The sequence below is a fragment of the Bradyrhizobium sp. USDA 376 genome (genome assembly GCF_054063675.1).
In genome coordinates this window covers 1,286,813-1,301,996 of the sequence record NZ_JBSSGN010000001.1, presented here as the reverse complement: position 1 = coordinate 1,301,996, position 15,184 = coordinate 1,286,813, and the positions used below count along the sequence as shown (strand labels likewise).

The following is a 15,184-nucleotide window of genomic DNA, read 5'->3' as shown; positions in this document are numbered from 1 at the left end:
GCAGCTATAACTTTTTGTAATGTAACGTCTTTCTTAACCGGCCTGCGTCATAGCGCCGCTTTGAGCGCACTCTCCAGGAGAAGCAAATCCTCCGGCAGAGGCGCCTCCCAGTGGAGTAATTCTCCCGTTCTCGGGTGCTCCAGTACCAGCAGATAGGCATGCAGGGCCTGCCGCCCAAGCGCGGTCAAGGCTCCCTGCGATTCCGCCCCGAGCTGGTTCGCCTTGGTCTTGAAATGCGGGCCATAGACGGCATCGCCCATCAGGGGGTGGCCGATATGGGCGAGGTGAACGCGGATCTGGTGGGTGCGGCCGGTCTCGAGCTCGCAGGACAGCAGGGCGGCCACCGGCTTGCCGTCGCGTCCGGCAAAACTCTCCAGGATCTCCCAATGGGTCACCGCCTCGCGGCCGCCCTGGCGCACTGCCATCTTCTCCCGCGCGTGCGGATGGCGGTCGATCGGCGCATCGACGGTGCCGCGGTGCCGGTTCGGCACGCCCCAGGCAAAGGCCATGTAGCCGCGCCGCATCTCGCCGGTGCGGCCGTGATCGGCGAATTGCGTGGACAGCGAGGCATGGGCGAGGTCGTTCTTGGCGACCACCATCAGCCCTGTGGTGTCCTTGTCCAGCCGGTGCACGATGCCGGGCCGGCGGACCCCGCCGATGCCCGATAGCGAGGCGCCGCAATGGGCGATCAGGGCGTTGACCAGCGTGCCGGTCTCGTGGCCGGCCGCGGGGTGGACGACCAGGCCCTTGGGCTTGTTGATGACGATGATGTCGTCGTCCTCGAACACGATATCGAGGGCGATATCCTCGCCTTTCGGCTCGGCGGGCGCGGCCTCAGGCACGTCGATTATGATCGTATCGCCGGATGCGACGTGATAAGCGGGGTCGCGGATTGCGGTGGCCTTCAGGTGTACTGCGCCCGCCAAAATCAGGGCTTTCAGCCGCGATCGCGACAGCTCGGTGAGGTGCGCCGCCAGCACGCGGTCGAGCCGGGGCGAGCCCTCATCGCCGGCGACCACGACTTCCAACCTTTGCGCAGAGCCAAGACTTTCCATGACGACGTCTGATACCGCTGTTCCCGAACCGACCCCCGAGCAGGCCGCGCTGTTCGCGCGGGTGCGGCGGATGATGCTGATCGCGGGGTTGACCACGGCGCTGGCGATCTGCGCCGTTCTGATCGCGGTGGGCTACCGCCTTTTCAAGTCGGAGGGAAGGGCGGTCGAAGCGGCCGGCGACGTCACCGCCACCCTGCCCAAGGGCGCCAGGATCGTCGCGACCGGGGTTGCCGGCGACCGCCTGGTGATCACCCTCGATGTCGGCGGCGTCACCGAGATCCGCACTTTTGATGTCCACACCTTGAGGCCGGCCGGAAAGCTGAAATTTGCCAATGAGCCGTGAGGCGGCCCGGATAGCTGCCCCTCGTCGTCCTGGCGAAGGCCAGGACCCATAGCCACAGGCGGGTATGATTACGGGGACTCGGAGTTAACTCTGCGCGAAACAATTGCGTGTTGAATTGCGTCTTGGGGCAATGGGTCCTGGCTCCCGTGCGCAATTGCGCACTAGGCCAGGACGACGGCGGAGAGAAACCCCCGATCGAGGCTTGCCGTCGGCAAAATTCGCGGCTATGTCCTGTCCCTCACGCTCCCTTCGTCTAGCGGTTAGGACGCGGCCCTCTCAAGGCTGAAACAGGGGTTCGATTCCCCTAGGGAGCGCCAAATCCGCGATATTCCTCGGCATTCTGCGACGCCATACGACGGCGTCCCCGTCCGGCCCTGCGCCGCCGCCCGGCAATAGGTTGCGCGCCGCCGTCGCGTCTGCGCCGCGCGATGGTTGCATGACGAGCGCATGGCTCGGGCTCCCCTCAACGCCTGTTCGAGCGGCGATCGCGAGAGGAGCCTGGCCGTACTTCCCTGGCCGCAAGTTCAGTGATGCGCCGAAACGCTCCTGACGGTCTCGGTGAGCATGTCACCCGACGCGGAATGGCTGACGTCACCCAGGCTGATGATGCCGACCATCCGCTTGCTCTTGTTGATCACCGGCAGCCTGCGGACCTGCAGCTTCTCCATATGATGCATCGCCTTGGCGAGGTCATCGTCCTCGCGGCAGCAATGGATGCCCTCGGTCATCACGTCGCGCGCCTTCGCGCGGCCGGCATCGAAGCTGTGGCTCGCGAGTCCTTTGCAGACGATATCGCGGTCGGTCACCATTCCGACCAGCTTGTCATCCTCGCCAATCGGAATGCAGCCGATGTCATGCGCCCGCATCAGTTTGGCAAGCTCGGTGATTGGGGTGTCGGGGCTGACCCAGTCGACACCCTTGTGCATCACGTCTTTGACTTTCATGGCGCGCCTCCGTTCGTGGGTTTCAAGTGCGTTGATGCAATGCAGCGGCACCCCCATCTTCCGAACTCCGACCAGACAAGCTCAGACGCTCTCGCCGCCACCCTGCTGACCAGTATGACGGCGACCTCGCGGCCAGAGTTCCCGCCCAGGACCGCAAGGGCAATGGGCGGTGTAAAAATCCTCAGTCATGCGCGCTGAAGCGCCCGTGCGGTGCGTTGGCCGTCAGGCGCGCAAACTGCGTGTGTCCCATATGAAGCAGCGTCTCATGATCGCCGGCTTCCATATAGATGTCCGGCTGCGCCTCGATGCTGTCGTCGACGATGATATCCAATCCGTAGCATTTGCCGACGGCAGGAACTGCACCGTGTGCACAGTCGCTGAACAGCCGATTGATCTCGGTTTCATCGGCCATGTGGACATTGTCGCCGAGGCTTGTCCTCAGGTCCGACAGGCGGAGGTGATGCGATGCGGGCAAGATGGCCAGCATGTATCCGCCGTCGCGCCGCAACACGATGCCCTTGGCGAGGCGGTCGCCCGAGATATGGCATGCCTCGGCCGTTCGAGCGGACGTCATGCTGAGTTCGTGCGGGATCACCTCGTACTGGATGTTCTCGGCGGCTAGGTATTTCTGGAGCGTGGGAGCAATGGCCATGACATCACCTCCGATGCTGAACGGAAACCATCCACCGTGAGGTCTTCCCTGCAGACCATCGGCATAGGATGGACGGCTACCCGATTATAGACCCGGGATCGTCGGGATACGAGTGCTGTCGGCGGTAGAGTTGGCGAGCGCCGCCCGACTGCGAAATCGAGGGGCGGGCGTCCCTCATTTCCGCTATGATCAAGCCATGACGATCGGGATCACCGGACCCGAACGGAAGGTACCAAGGCAGAGTGCCGTGGTCGGGCTCATTGTCGCGGCCGCTGTCGTTGGGATTTGCCTGATCCCGCTCTGGCTCGCGAGCGACTTCCTGGTCGACTGGCTGTGGTTTTCCTCGATCGGCTATCTGCAGGTGTTTTGGACGACAATCGGCGCCAAAGCCGTCGTCTTTCTTGCGGTCTGGACGGGAACCGCCGTCATCCTTTGGTTGAACGGATGGCTCGCACTGCGCTTTGCCCGGCGGCGGTCGACACAGCTAGTCGCCGCTTCGGTGTGGAGCGCCGCGGGCAACGCGCCGCCGGATCTGCTTGTCCTTGTGCGCGACCGGTTGCCGTGGCCCCGGTTGATCGCAGGGGGCGCAGCTTTGCTCGCTGTGCTTGTCGCATCGGCCGAAGTCGGCAACTGGGGCGTCTTCCTGCGGTTTGTCTATCAGCTGCCATACGGCGCAGACGATCCGCTCTACAACAAGGACATCGGGTTCTATCTCTTTTCACTGCCCGCCTATATCCTCATCAAGAACTGGATGATGCTGGCGCTCGTTCTGAGCGCGTTTTTCGTTGCAGCGATCTACTGGGTGCACGGCGATATCGAATACGACATTCATCGCCGATCAATGTCGCCGACGGTGATTGCCCACGTCTCGGCGCTGCTCGGTCTGCTCTTTGCGGTGAAGGCCTGGTCCTATTTTCTCGATCGCTATCTGCTGCTCTACGGCGATAACGGCGTGGTCGTCGGTGCAAGTTACACCGATGTCCACGTGGGGCTGCCGGCCTTGTGGCTGATGATCGGACTTTCGGTCATCGCGGCTCTCGCCGCGTGGGCAAACCTGCGGGTGCGCACCTACCGGCTTCCTGCCGCCGCGTTCCTGCTTGTCGTGATCGGGTCTTTCGTGCTGTCCGGCGTGGTTCCCGTGCTGTTCCGGCAGTTCTTCGTCAAGCCAAGCGAATTGGAGCTGGAAAGGCCCTATATCGAACGCAACATTGCGCTCACCCGGCAGGCATACAATCTCGATCGGATCGCAGCCAAGCCGTTTGCTGCCGAACAGAAGCTTAGCTTCAAGACGCTCGACGCCAACAAGGCGACAATCGACAATGTCAGGCTGTGGGACTGGCAGCCCTTGTCGGACACCTACGCGCAACTCCAGGAGATCCGCACCTACTACAAATTCCATCACCTAGACGTTGATCGCTATTGGCTCGATGGCGCCTACCAAAGCGTCATGATCTCGGCCCGCGAACTGGGGGCCTCTCTGCTGCCGCCGAATGCCCAGACATGGGTCAACCGCCACGTGCTGTTCACTCACGGCAATGGCGCGGTGATGAGCCCGGTCACGCGCAAGAGCACCGAGGGACTGCCGCTACTCTATTTGCGGGATATCCCTCCGGTTGCGGATGGAGGCCCCAAGATCCACGAGCCGCGCATCTACTACGGCGAACGAAGCGACGACTACGTCATCGTCAAGGGGAGCACGCCGGAGTTCGACTATCCGAAGGGAAAGGACAATGTTTACGCGGCCTATGACGGTACCGGCGGCGTTCCGATAGGAGCGATGGTGTGGAGAGGCCTGTTCGCTTACTACTTCAACGACCCGAACCTGCTGCTCTCAAGCTACGTCACGGCCGACAGCCGGATCATGATCCGCCGCAATATCGGGGAAAGGGTGCAAACGATCGCTCCGTTCCTCAGGCTCGATCACGATCCATATCTGGTCATCAGCAACGGGCGGATGTTCTGGATGCAGGACGCCTACACGGTGAGTTCCTACTTCCCCTCCGCGCAGCCGGCGCAAGACCAGGATCTCAACTACATCCGCAATTCGGTGAAGGTCACCGTCGATGCCTATAACGGAACCGTCGACTTCTATCTGATGGACACCGGCGATCCCATCGCCGCGACCTGGCGGCGGATCTTTCCGGACTTGTTCAAGCCATTCTCGGTCATGCCGGCCGATCTGCAGAGGCACATTCGCTATCCGGAGGACCTGTTCCTGATTCAGGCGCAGCTCTATCAGAGCTATCACATGGAGGCCGCCGACGTTTTCTATAACCGCGAGGATCTCTGGCAGTTTCCGCGCCAGCCGGGCGGCGGCGGCGTTGCAACGATGGCCCCATATTACATCATCATGCGGCTGCCTGGTGAGCCGCAGGCCGAGTTCTTCCTCATGCTTCCCATGGTGCCCAGCCGCCGCGACAACATGATCGCGTGGCTGGCCGCACGCTGCGACGAGCCCGACTACGGCAAGCTGATTGTCTACGAGTTTCCCAAGGAGAAGCTCGTCTACGGGCCGTTCCAGATCGAGGCGCGGATCAATCAGAGCACCGAGATATCGCAACAGATCACGCTCTGGAATCAAATGGGCTCGCGGGTGATTCGCGGTGCGAACCTGCTTGTGATCCCGATTGAGAACTCGATCCTCTATGTCACGCCACTCTATTTGCGAGCGGAGCACGGACACCTGCCGGAGCTGAAACGCGTGATCGCAGCCTACGGTGAACACGTGGTGATGAAGGAGACGCTCGACGAGGCCTTGTCAGCCCTGTTCACCGAGCCTGGCGCGGTGCGGCCGGTCCCGAGCACGAAGGAGGAAATGCCTGTCACACGCCCGTCGGAGAGTCAGGCACGGGAGGCGCTCGATCGTTACAATCAGGCGGTGGAGCGATTGAAATCCGGCGACTGGAAGGGTTTTGGCACGCAGTTCGACGCAATGCGAGAGCTTTTGGAGGAGATGAACCGGCGCTCCACCGGCCATTAGCGCGCCGGCTCCTCAAGTCTGGCGCGGCCTCCGATCCGCACGAAACACGACGTCACGATTGCGCAGGCGCTTCTGCATGGCTTGGCGCAGGGCGCTCTCTCATGCGGTCGTGCCGTCGATCGAGCGGCGGATCACCCGCTGCACTTCCGCATTCGACAGAAACAGATCGTGATTGATGATGCCCCAGCCTTCCTGGGAGGCATCGAGCACGCGCACACCGAGCCGCGTGATGGCGGCCTTCTCGGCGGCGCCGACCCTCGTCATTCCGCCTGCGATTTGGCCCGACAGCGCGAGTGCACGATCGTTCGTCGCGGCGATCACGGTGATCTTGCCAGCGAGCGGACCGATGCGCTGGATTGCCGATGAGAACACGTCCATGTCGATATCGGGCGCGGCAAACACGACCGCGCCGATCTTGCTCGTAACGGTGTCACCGTATCGCGCGTAGAGCTGACGCAGGCTTTCGAGGGTCAGCATGGTTCCCATGCTGTGCGCAACGATGTGCACGCGGCCGCCGCCTGGCGCCGACACGAGCGCAGAGAGCACGCGCTCGAAATCGTCGCGAGACCACATCGCGCTGTCGCGGTCATAGGCATAGTCGAACAATCCTGCCTTGGAGGGCCAGGAGAATGCCATGGTCCGGCCGCGGAACTTGATCCCGTCGGAGAGATGGGCGGCATCCAGCACCGCCGTCTCGAATGTCTGCTTGAAGCCGTGCACGTAGATCAGCACGTCTCCTCCGCCGGCCTGCGCAGCAAGGTCGCCGGCCTCGGCCGAGACCGGTTCGATCCGATCAAGACGCCAGTCGCCGAGTCCAACCGAAGCGAGAGAAAGACGGCTCTCGTCCGGGGCCACCAGCCTGGCCCGCGCGACCGTCATGCTCGTCGCGCGCTCCGGCCCAAACCAGGGTTTCGTGCGGCCGCCGTTGACGGGCTTGCGCGTGGTGGTGACAAGCAACGTGGGGTCGGCGGAGAGGGACGACGCGTCGAAGCGCGCGCCGGTCGCACCCAGGCCGGCGCATCCGCCGAGCGCGAGGGCACTCCCTGCCGACACAAATCCGCCGAGGAGCGCGCGGCGCGAAACAGAATGACGGGAGTTGTGTTGCAGGAGACGTCGGACGATCACACGGAACTCCAGGGAACTTGCCCACCGTAACGCCGCCCCGCCTAGCTCCCTGAATGACAATGCGGGCGAGAAGACGGCAGAGCAGCTTCGCGGTTCGGTTGCATGGACATGGCGTCCGAAAAAAACGCCAGATCAGTCGATGATTTCAATCGAATGGAGCGCGTACCAATCGCGCAATGCCTTCTCTGTAGCTCATGTCGCGAAGGCAAGACGGTTGCCTGGGGGCGAGCTCAGGGCCTCGAGGAGGTCGATATCGAGCGTGGGCACGCCGCTCAGCCCGACCGACGCCATTCGTCCGCCGTCATCAGTTCCAGCTGGGCGAAATAAGCCTCATTCGGGTCCTGATTGGGCTTCGCATCGACGTTGTCATCGCCTGATTTGGTCTCGCGCATTAGCTCGTTCATGTGTCCTGCAAGCACCGAGCCGATCGCATGGATGGCTTCGTGACGATCGAGTCCTTCGGACATCAGCCGTTGCGCCGTGCTTCGCACCGGCAGCTTGGGATCGGCAATTTGGCTCTCGACGATCACATGAATGACAGCGTGCACTTTCTCCCGCGGAAGGCGGATTCCGGCGCGCCGATGGTACGCCATCACGAGATCGATCCGTTCCTCCTCGTCCAGCGCAACCCACAGGTCCGGGTCTGGCTCTATCAATGGATCGTACGCCAGGGTCGCTTCTTCGTCCTGAAGCGCCGACCGGGCAACGTCCGGTGTCCGGATAATTTTGGGCAAACCGGATGACGGCTCGTCCAGCCTTTGCGACTCGAGGCAACACTTCTTGAACTTCTTGCCACTGCCGCAGGGGCAGGGGTCGTTTCGTCCCACCTTGTGCGAATTTACCATTGCGAGCACCAGCGACAGAATTCGATTGGAGTCACAATACACCAAAGCAGCTTGGTCTAGCGAAGCGATGCCGCAATGTCGGCGATCGATCTGAAGAGAACGAACGGATCGTCCTTTGACGGAAGGAATCCTCGCCGCTTCCAGAACGCAGCAGCTTCGGCATCGACCGCATTGACGATCAGCGCGCGTCCTCCGATCAGGCCTGCGGCCGTGACGCAGCGCTGGAGCGCATGCTTGACCAGGCCGGTACCGATTCCTTGGCCGATCCAATTCTCATCGGTCGCGAGCTGTCCCAGCAGCAGACAGGGCACAGGGTCAGGCGGCTGCCCGGTCCGTATGGACCGCGGCAGAGACGAGGGGATAATTGCCGTCGGCGCGAGACCATAATAGCCGACCACCCGGTTCATCTCGTGAACCACCATGACGGCGGTAAAGCCCTTCTCTTGGTTGGACAGCGCTCGCGTCTTCAGCCATCGGTCTAGCGATGGCTTGCCGCAAGAGAACTCGTCGAGATGGTGCGCTGGCGTCAGTGGTTCAGGGGCGGAGATCGCCAAGTCTCAGCGCCTCTTGCTCGGGCGGATGTCTCGGTTTGACACGTCTTGTTTACGCGAGCCGGCGTCCACTTCGCTTGAAGACGCCTTGCTCTCCCATGGCGCTGCACGCTGGAAGAGTTCGACGATTTCCGGCACCGGGGCAGCCGGTCCGGACAGCGTCGCCATGAACGCCTTGAAGCCGGACGGACTCATGCGAATGGGCGCCGTCTCCATCAGCACGTCCTCAGCCGCACGCACTGCCGCGTCACGCACGAAGTCCGTGCGTGAGCGACCGCGCAGCGCCGCCGCTCGGTCGATGATGGCAATGTCGGTTTCCGGCAGCCGCATCGAGAGCGGATGCTCCTTGCGTTCAGCGCTTCGCGGCATGGTGAACCTCCACAGCAACCAATATATGGGCTTGTAGCGCGTTTTGCAATACAATTTGATCTGGAGATAATCGTGCCGTCGGGCAAAACAACCCAAATCGCAGTCAACCCCACCCTTCAAAAATATTCCACTTTACCGAAATTCGGATTTGTCGTACGTCTCGCCCATCCCAGCCCACCAAAGGGGCGGTCGTACGTCGTTTCGAGCGCGGGCAGGGATTGCGGTGGATGCGGGCGGCGTTAAAGGCGGACTTGCGCGTGCAGGGCGAGATGAACCTCGTGAGCACGGTGCGGACCGCGAAGACGGACGGCGCTCAAGACCCGTGATGCTTCTGGCGAAGCAGGCATGTCCTGCGAAGCCGCTTGGCGAAGCGGGAGTGTCCGCGTACGGCGAAACCGTGTGGTCCTGGCCGTCGTTGCTACGGTCAAGCTCTTGCGGAGGCGGCAGTCGCGTCAACCGGCGCGATGCCGGTGAATTCCGCGAAGGCGAGGGAGGCCAGAAGGAACTCGGCTCCCGGGAGAGCACGGCATAAGCCGTCCGACCATCGCGCAGGGAAGGCCTGGTTTCGGCTGCCCTGTGTCTCCCCTGTGCGTTGCGTGTGCATTCGTTCAGCGCAGGGGTCTTATGGTGCCAGCTGGCGCCCGGTCTTCCCTACGCCCTTTCTCAAGAGAGGGTGTGAAGCGGAGCATAGCTCGGGCAAATCCTGCCGCGAGGATGCGAGCGTATGTCGATTGGACCGGCGAATTGACGCAGTTGCGTAGTTGCGATCAAGTCCAGATACACGCCATGCGTTCACCGGCCTCACTGGCAAGCATGCTGCGTCGGCATCAGTGGTGGTGGTCGTTCTCCCCAAAATCTGCACTATGCGCGCCGACGTGCCTCCGGAGCTGCTGCCGGGCCTTTGGAGGTGTTGGCAATAGCTTTTCGGAGTGACGAGATGAGCGGATTGGTGATCAGCGGCGGCCGGGTGGTGGATCCCGCGAGCGGGATGGATGCCATCGGTGATGTGGCGGTGGTGGACGGCAAGATCGCAGCCGTCGGCTCCTCGCTTGGCGGCGCCGAGCGGGTGATCGACGCCACCGGGCTTGTGGTCGCGCCGGGCTTCATCGACCTGCACGCCCACGGCCAGTCGATCCCGGCCGACCGCATGCAGGCGTTTGACGGCGTCACGACGACGCTGGACCTCGAGGCCGGCGTGCTGCCGGTCGGGTCCTGGTATGAGCGCCAGGCGCGGAAGGGCCGCGTGCTGAACTACGGCGCCGCTACCAACTGGGCCTTTGCACGCATCGGCGCGATGACGGGCTCCAATGCGGAGAGCTCGCTGGAGGCGTTCGGCAACGCGATGCGCGATCGCCGCTGGATGGACAACGTCGCAACCGATGCGGAAGTCGCCGGCATCCTCGAGCGCCTCGCTCGCGGCCTCAACGAAGGCGGCATCGGCATCGGCATTTTGAATGCCTATGCGCCGGGCGCCGGCGTGCAGGAACTGACCGCAGTGTGCCAGCTCGCTGCGGCCAAGGACGTGCCGACCTTCACCCACGTCGCCTTCATGTCGCGCATCGACCCCGAGAGCGCCGTGGAAGCCTATATCCGCCTGATCGGCTATGCCGGCGCCACCGGCGCGCATATGCACATCTGCCATTTCAACTCGTCGAGCAAGACCGACATCGCGCGCTGCCGCGTGCTGGTCGAGAAGGCGCAGGCGCAGGGCCTGCCGATCACGGTCGAGGCCTATCCTTACGGCACCGGCTCGACCGTGCTGGCCGCCGCGTTCTTCAGCGATCCAAAATTCGTCGAGCGCAACGGCACCGGCTATGACTCCGTGCAGCGCGTGACCGACGGCTACCGTTTCCACGACCGCGAGGAGCTGCTCAAGGCGCAGGCCGAGGAGCCGTCCTCGTTGGTGCTCTGGCACATCCTCGACACCGAGAACAATGCGCATCACCGCGACCTGCTCGACCTGTCGGTGCTCTATCCCGGCGGCGCGATTGCCTCCGATGCGATGCCGTGGACGCTGTCCGACGGCACCACCTACACCGGCGACGCCTGGCCGCTGCCGGATGACGCCACCTCGCATCCGCGCTCGGCCGGCTGCTTCACGAAGTTCATCCGTGAATGGGTGCGCGAGCGCAAGGCGGTGTCGCTGCTGGAAGGCGTGCGCAAATGCGCGCTGATCCCCGCAGAGATCCTGTCGCAGAGCACGCCTGCGATGCGCGCCAAGGGCAGGCTCGCCAAGGATGCGGATGCCGACATCGTCGTGTTCGATTACGAGAAGCTGTCGGACCGTGCGACCTTCACGGCGATGAACCGTCCGTCGGACGGCGTGCGGCATCTGATCGTCAGCGGTCAGCCGCTGATCAGCGACGGCATCATGGATGTGGCCGCGCGGCCGGGAAAACCCGTGCGCCGCCCCGTCGTGGAGAGCTGAGCCATGCCGGTCCCGGTGCTCCTGGTGACGGGTTTCCTCGGGGCCGGCAAGACCACGGTCGTGAACCATCTGCTGGCGCATGCGGACGGGCGGCGCATCGCCGCCGTGGTCAACGATTTCGGCGCCATCAACATCGATGCGGAGCTGATCGCGGGCGCGAGCGACGGCGTGGTCAGCCTTGCCAATGGCTGCATCTGCTGCTCGCTCGAAGGCGATCTCCTTCGCACGCTCTCCACACTGCTGCGGCGTGATCCCAGGCCCGAATACATCGTCATCGAGACCAGCGGCGTCGCCGATCCCGCCGACATCGTGCGCAATCTGATGGACCCGGTGATCCTGCGCGAGGCGCCGCTGGAAACGGTACTCTGCGTGATCGATGCTGCGACACCGCCATCGGCCCTGGATGACGCGCTGCTGCGGTCGCAATTGCGCGTCGCTGATATCGTGGCGCTGAGCAAGCTCGATCTGGCGGAGGAGGGCGCAGCTACACGGATGCGCGAAGCCGTCCGCGCGCTGCGCGTCCCCGCAGTGGTGGTCGAGGCGAAGCACGGCGAGCTTCCGTCCGCGCTGCTGTTTCCCGCGAACGTCGACCGCGCGCCTGCGCCGCGCGAGCCGGGACCGAAACGGCCGGCAGAGGAACGCTTCGAGACGCTGAGCTGGACCTCGGACCGGCCGATCTCGCTGCCGCGCCTGCAGCAGGCCATCGGCCGGCTCGCACCAAAGCTCGCCCGCGCCAAAGGCCTGTTCGAGACCATCGAGCAGCCCGGACGCCAGATGGTGTTCCAGTTCGCCGGCGGCCGCGCGACGCTCGCACCGGGCGAGGCGCCGCCGGCAGACGTGCCGCGGGCACGCATCGTCTTCATCGCCGAGCTCGGGGTGCTTTCGCAGGCCGAGCTCGACGGGATCATGGAAGCGTGCGTTGCCGGCGGTTGAGGCGAGGCGGTAGGGTCAACCTCTTCCGCCGTCAGCCACCGCCTTTCCTCTTGCCGAGTCGATCCGAGACTGAACAATGCTTCCAAATATCCCACCCGCTCCCGCTGATGCCGCCTCGCGCCGCGCTGCCAGGCCGGCCATCGTCTATCCGGCCGGGACGATGCCGGGGCCGGATATGGCCACGCTCGAAGCAGCCCGCCGTGCGGCGGTCAAGACGCACGAGCTTATCGTGCCGCCACGCGATGCCCGTGCCTTTCGCGTGGCGCGCGGCCAGTTCTTCCGCATCGTCAGCATCGAAGGCCCTCAGGTCGGCGACCTCAATCTCTGGAACGCGGACGATCTCTCCGAGCGCTTCTTCAGCGGCAAGACGCGGGCGCTCCATGGCACGCATGTCGGCATCGGTGACCGGCTCTGGAGCAACATGCCCTATCTTCGGCCGATGGCGACCATCAGTCACGATACGCTCGGCTGGTACGGCTTCGACGCGGACGGCGCCGGCATTCACGATGTGATCGGCACGCGCTGCGATCCCTATACAAATCTCCTGCTGAACGGCACGGCTTACGATTTTTGCTGTCACTCCAACCTGTCGCGTGCGCTGGCGACCGAACTGAAGATGGAGCCGAATGCGGTGGAGCATCATGTCCACGACGTGCTCAACGTCTTCATGTGCACCGGCTTCACCAAGGACACGCACCAGTATTTCATGAAGGCAAGTCCGGTCCGCCCCGGCGACTTCATCGAGTTTTTCGCGGAGATCGACCTGCTCGGAGCATTGTCGGCCTGTCCCGGTGGAGACTGCAGCGCAACCCATTCCAGCGATGCCGCGGCGTGCCATCCGCTCAAGATCGAAATCTTCGAGCCGGATCGGACGACATTGAAGGGCTGGACCTGGCCCTCGCCGAGTGCTTATCACCGTCACCACGGTGCGCATGCGGGAAGCTGAATCTCAGTCCTCGACCGGCAATCCGTCGCCGTGCACATACCACGCCGCGCGGGACGTCCACTGCACATGCCGATCCGGCGTCGCACCCAGCGGCTCGTCGAACGCGCCGGCATGGATGATCGCCTCGCGTCGGCTGCGGGTCAAATGCGGCATCGGGCTGCCGCAAGTCTTGCAGAACGCGGTCGCAAAGCTTCGCGCATTGGGCAGATCGAAGCGCGTGACGGACGTTTCCCCGCGCAGCCAGCGCAGAGCCTCTGCCTTCACGATCACCTCGCAGGCATGCGCGGTCCCGGTCGCCTTGCGGCAGCGCGAGCAATGGCAGTTGAGGAAACGATCGAACGGTCCCTCCACCTCGAACGCGACCTCGCCGCACAGGCAGCTTCCCCGGAATGCGGCCATGTCACTCCCCTTCCGGCTCGGCCGGTTTCTCGGCCGCCTCCTCGGTGTGAACCGGAGGCCCGCCGTGCGCGCCGCGCAGCCGGATCATGGTGTCGATCACGTCGACGTCGATCTTCAGCATGTCCAGATCGCGCGTCATCTCGCGCACCTCCTGGCCCTTGCGCGCCAGCTCCTCGGAGACGTCGACCGCCATCTTGCGCTCGGTCACGTTGCCCTGCGTGTTGACGAACAGCTTTGCCCGCATCCATTCCAGCCGCGCCCGCTGGGTGTCGCGCTCGAACTTCTTCTCGGCGTAGCGGCGCCGCGCTTCGGCATAGGCGCCGATCAGCGCCGTTTCCGGCAGGCTCCACAATTGCTCGACCGACATGGTCATGCCGTTCAGGTCCCGGGTTCGGCTCGGCGGAGGCTTGCTCCGCACCCCATCAGACCCTTCCGGCCGGCAATTCTCAAGAGGGCGCCGCCGATTCCGCGCCCGGCAAGTTCACGCGAATTGCGCGATGCCGTGTCCCACCGACCAGTTCTCCTTGGGCGCGTCGAGCACGTTCACGAACACGTCCTCGGGCCGGATGCCCGGGCTTTCGCCGAGCAGCTCCGCGATCCGCCGGTACAGCGCCTTCTTCTGCTCGGACGTGCGCGAGGCGAACACGGTGATCTGGATCAGCAGGGCGTCCTCGCTGCGGTTGACGCCGTAGGCATTGCCGCAGCGGAAGTTCGCGGGCGAAAGCTCGCTGATAGTCATGAACTCGTCGCCATCAGGGACGTTCAGCGCCTCGCGCATGGCGCGGTAGAGATTGTCGAGGATCGCCTGCCGGTAGGCCTCCGGCTTTCCGGCGCGCATCGAGATGTGGAGGAGAGGCATGGTACGTCCCTCTGCATGCGGGCCCGATCGGCCGGACGCATCATCCGCGCCGGCCGCCGGTTTATTGACGAAACGGGATATCAATCCCACTTTGTTTTTGACACGATGTCGAGAAACCATGTTCTTGACGTCGTGTCAAATACTTTGAGGGGCAACATTTGAGGCCGCGCGAGTTCGACCATGACGACGTTCTGCGCATCGCGTTCGACCAGTTCTGGCGCAAAGGCGTTCGCGGCACCTCGCTGTCGGACATCGCGCGCGACGCCGGCGTGCAGCGCGGCAGCCTCTACAATGCCTTCGGCAGCAAGGAAGCGCTGTTCCTCCAGGCCTATGAGCGTTACGCGGGCGACTATCTGCTCGCCCTGCAAAAGGCGCTCGGGGCGGGGTCTTTGCGCAAACGCCTCACCGCGTTCTTCGACCTCACCATCACCAATTTCCGATCCGGCTCGCCGCCGCGGGGATGTCCGACCACGCGCGGCTTGATGGAGCTCGGCGCGGCGGAAGGTGAAGGGTTGGATGAAGAGGCGCGCCAGGCCTTTGCGAGTCTCGTCTCCCGCATCACCGCGCTGGTTCAGGACGCGTTGTCGGCGGGCGCCAGGCACGGCGAGTTCAACGGCAATCCCGCAGCCGCAGCGCTGCACATCATCACGGTGACGCGCGGCCTTGCCGTGCTCGAGCGCGCCTACGGCGACGAAGCCCAGCTGCGCAAGATCGCCGCACACACGATCGATCTCGTGCTCGACAAGGGAGGCTAG

At 63.8% G+C, this 15,184-nt stretch carries 16 protein-coding genes and 1 tRNA gene; 7 read left to right on the top strand and 10 right to left on the bottom strand.

From position 1 onward, the window contains the following. Positions 1-47: 47 nt before the first annotated feature. Positions 48-1,055, bottom strand: a complete 1,008-nt coding sequence (locus ACVJ19_RS05960) for an RluA family pseudouridine synthase (protein ID WP_453949832.1) — start codon at positions 1,053-1,055, stop codon at positions 48-50. On the opposite strand from ACVJ19_RS05960, the gene ACVJ19_RS05955 reads away from it, so the two are divergent. Further along, entirely contained in the window at positions 1,054-1,398 is a 345-nt protein-coding gene (locus tag ACVJ19_RS05955) for a hypothetical protein (RefSeq protein WP_453949833.1), read from the top strand. The genes ACVJ19_RS05960 and ACVJ19_RS05955 overlap by 2 nt on opposite strands. A gap of 242 nt (positions 1,399-1,640) precedes the next feature. Continuing rightward, a tRNA-Glu gene (locus ACVJ19_RS05950) sits at positions 1,641-1,715 on the top strand. Between the two features lie 207 nt (positions 1,716-1,922). Here the strand turns inward: ACVJ19_RS05950 and ACVJ19_RS05945 are convergent. Both ACVJ19_RS05945 and ACVJ19_RS05940 read right to left on the bottom strand, forming a co-directional pair. Next, on the bottom strand, positions 1,923-2,342 hold the full coding sequence (locus ACVJ19_RS05945; RefSeq protein WP_453949834.1) for a CBS domain-containing protein: 420 nt from the start codon (positions 2,340-2,342) through the stop codon (positions 1,923-1,925). Between the two features lie 181 nt (positions 2,343-2,523). Continuing rightward, complete coding sequence (locus ACVJ19_RS05940; RefSeq protein ID WP_453949835.1) at positions 2,524-2,994, bottom strand: aminoacyl-tRNA deacylase; 471 nt, start codon at positions 2,992-2,994, stop codon at positions 2,524-2,526. Positions 2,995-3,190: 196 nt separating this feature from the next. Between ACVJ19_RS05940 and ACVJ19_RS05935 the strand changes: the two genes are divergently transcribed. Beyond that, complete coding sequence (locus tag ACVJ19_RS05935; RefSeq protein WP_453949836.1) at positions 3,191-5,974, top strand: UPF0182 family membrane protein; 2,784 nt, start codon at positions 3,191-3,193, stop codon at positions 5,972-5,974. A gap of 99 nt (positions 5,975-6,073) precedes the next feature. On the opposite strand, the gene ACVJ19_RS05930 is transcribed toward ACVJ19_RS05935, so the two are convergent. The 4 genes from ACVJ19_RS05930 to ACVJ19_RS05915 form a co-directional block, all read right to left on the bottom strand. Next, positions 6,074-7,099 carry an alpha/beta hydrolase gene (locus ACVJ19_RS05930; protein WP_453949837.1) on the bottom strand — a complete coding sequence of 342 codons (1,026 nt, stop codon included), beginning with the start codon at positions 7,097-7,099 and terminating at the stop codon, positions 6,074-6,076. Between the two features lie 272 nt (positions 7,100-7,371). After that, the gene (locus ACVJ19_RS05925) at positions 7,372-7,944 is read right to left on the bottom strand and encodes an SEC-C metal-binding domain-containing protein (RefSeq protein ID WP_453949838.1); all 573 of its coding nucleotides are present in this window, start codon (positions 7,942-7,944) and stop codon (positions 7,372-7,374) included. 56 nt (positions 7,945-8,000) lie between these two features. Further along, entirely contained in the window at positions 8,001-8,498 is a 498-nt protein-coding gene (locus tag ACVJ19_RS05920; protein ID WP_453949839.1) for a GNAT family N-acetyltransferase, read from the bottom strand. Between the two features lie 3 nt (positions 8,499-8,501). Then, a complete protein-coding gene (locus ACVJ19_RS05915) occupies positions 8,502-8,864 on the bottom strand; it encodes a type II toxin-antitoxin system TacA family antitoxin (RefSeq protein ID WP_453949840.1) in 363 nt (120 codons plus the stop codon). A 937-nt stretch (positions 8,865-9,801) separates the two neighbouring features. Between ACVJ19_RS05915 and ACVJ19_RS05910 the strand changes: the two genes are divergently transcribed. The 3 genes from ACVJ19_RS05910 (at position 9,802) to ACVJ19_RS05900 (ending at position 13,171) form a co-directional block, all read left to right on the top strand. After that, positions 9,802-11,292: an amidohydrolase family protein gene (locus tag ACVJ19_RS05910; protein WP_453949841.1), complete on the top strand. Its 1,491-nt coding sequence runs from the start codon at positions 9,802-9,804 to the stop codon at positions 11,290-11,292. A gap of 3 nt (positions 11,293-11,295) precedes the next feature. Beyond that, positions 11,296-12,225 (top strand): CobW family GTP-binding protein, encoded by a 930-nt coding sequence (locus tag ACVJ19_RS05905; protein WP_453949842.1) that lies wholly within the window; start codon positions 11,296-11,298, stop codon positions 12,223-12,225. Between the two features lie 76 nt (positions 12,226-12,301). Beyond that, positions 12,302-13,171: an urea carboxylase-associated family protein gene (locus ACVJ19_RS05900; RefSeq protein ID WP_453949843.1), complete on the top strand. Its 870-nt coding sequence runs from the start codon at positions 12,302-12,304 to the stop codon at positions 13,169-13,171. Between the two features lie 3 nt (positions 13,172-13,174). Here the strand turns inward: ACVJ19_RS05900 and ACVJ19_RS05895 are convergent, their stop codons facing one another. The 3 genes from ACVJ19_RS05895 to ACVJ19_RS05885 form a co-directional block, all read right to left on the bottom strand. Further along, positions 13,175-13,570, bottom strand: coding sequence for a GFA family protein (locus tag ACVJ19_RS05895; RefSeq protein WP_453949844.1), 396 nt, complete (start codon positions 13,568-13,570; stop codon positions 13,175-13,177). 1 nt (position 13,571) lies between these two features. Continuing rightward, entirely contained in the window at positions 13,572-13,943 is a 372-nt protein-coding gene (locus ACVJ19_RS05890) for a hypothetical protein (RefSeq protein WP_183246485.1), read from the bottom strand. 108 nt (positions 13,944-14,051) lie between these two features. Beyond that, complete coding sequence (locus tag ACVJ19_RS05885; RefSeq protein WP_453949845.1) at positions 14,052-14,429, bottom strand: tautomerase family protein; 378 nt, start codon at positions 14,427-14,429, stop codon at positions 14,052-14,054. A 158-nt stretch (positions 14,430-14,587) separates the two neighbouring features. Here ACVJ19_RS05885 and ACVJ19_RS05880 point away from each other — a divergent pair, with 158 nt between their 5' ends. Beyond that, complete coding sequence (locus ACVJ19_RS05880) at positions 14,588-15,184, top strand: TetR/AcrR family transcriptional regulator (protein ID WP_453949846.1); 597 nt, start codon at positions 14,588-14,590, stop codon at positions 15,182-15,184.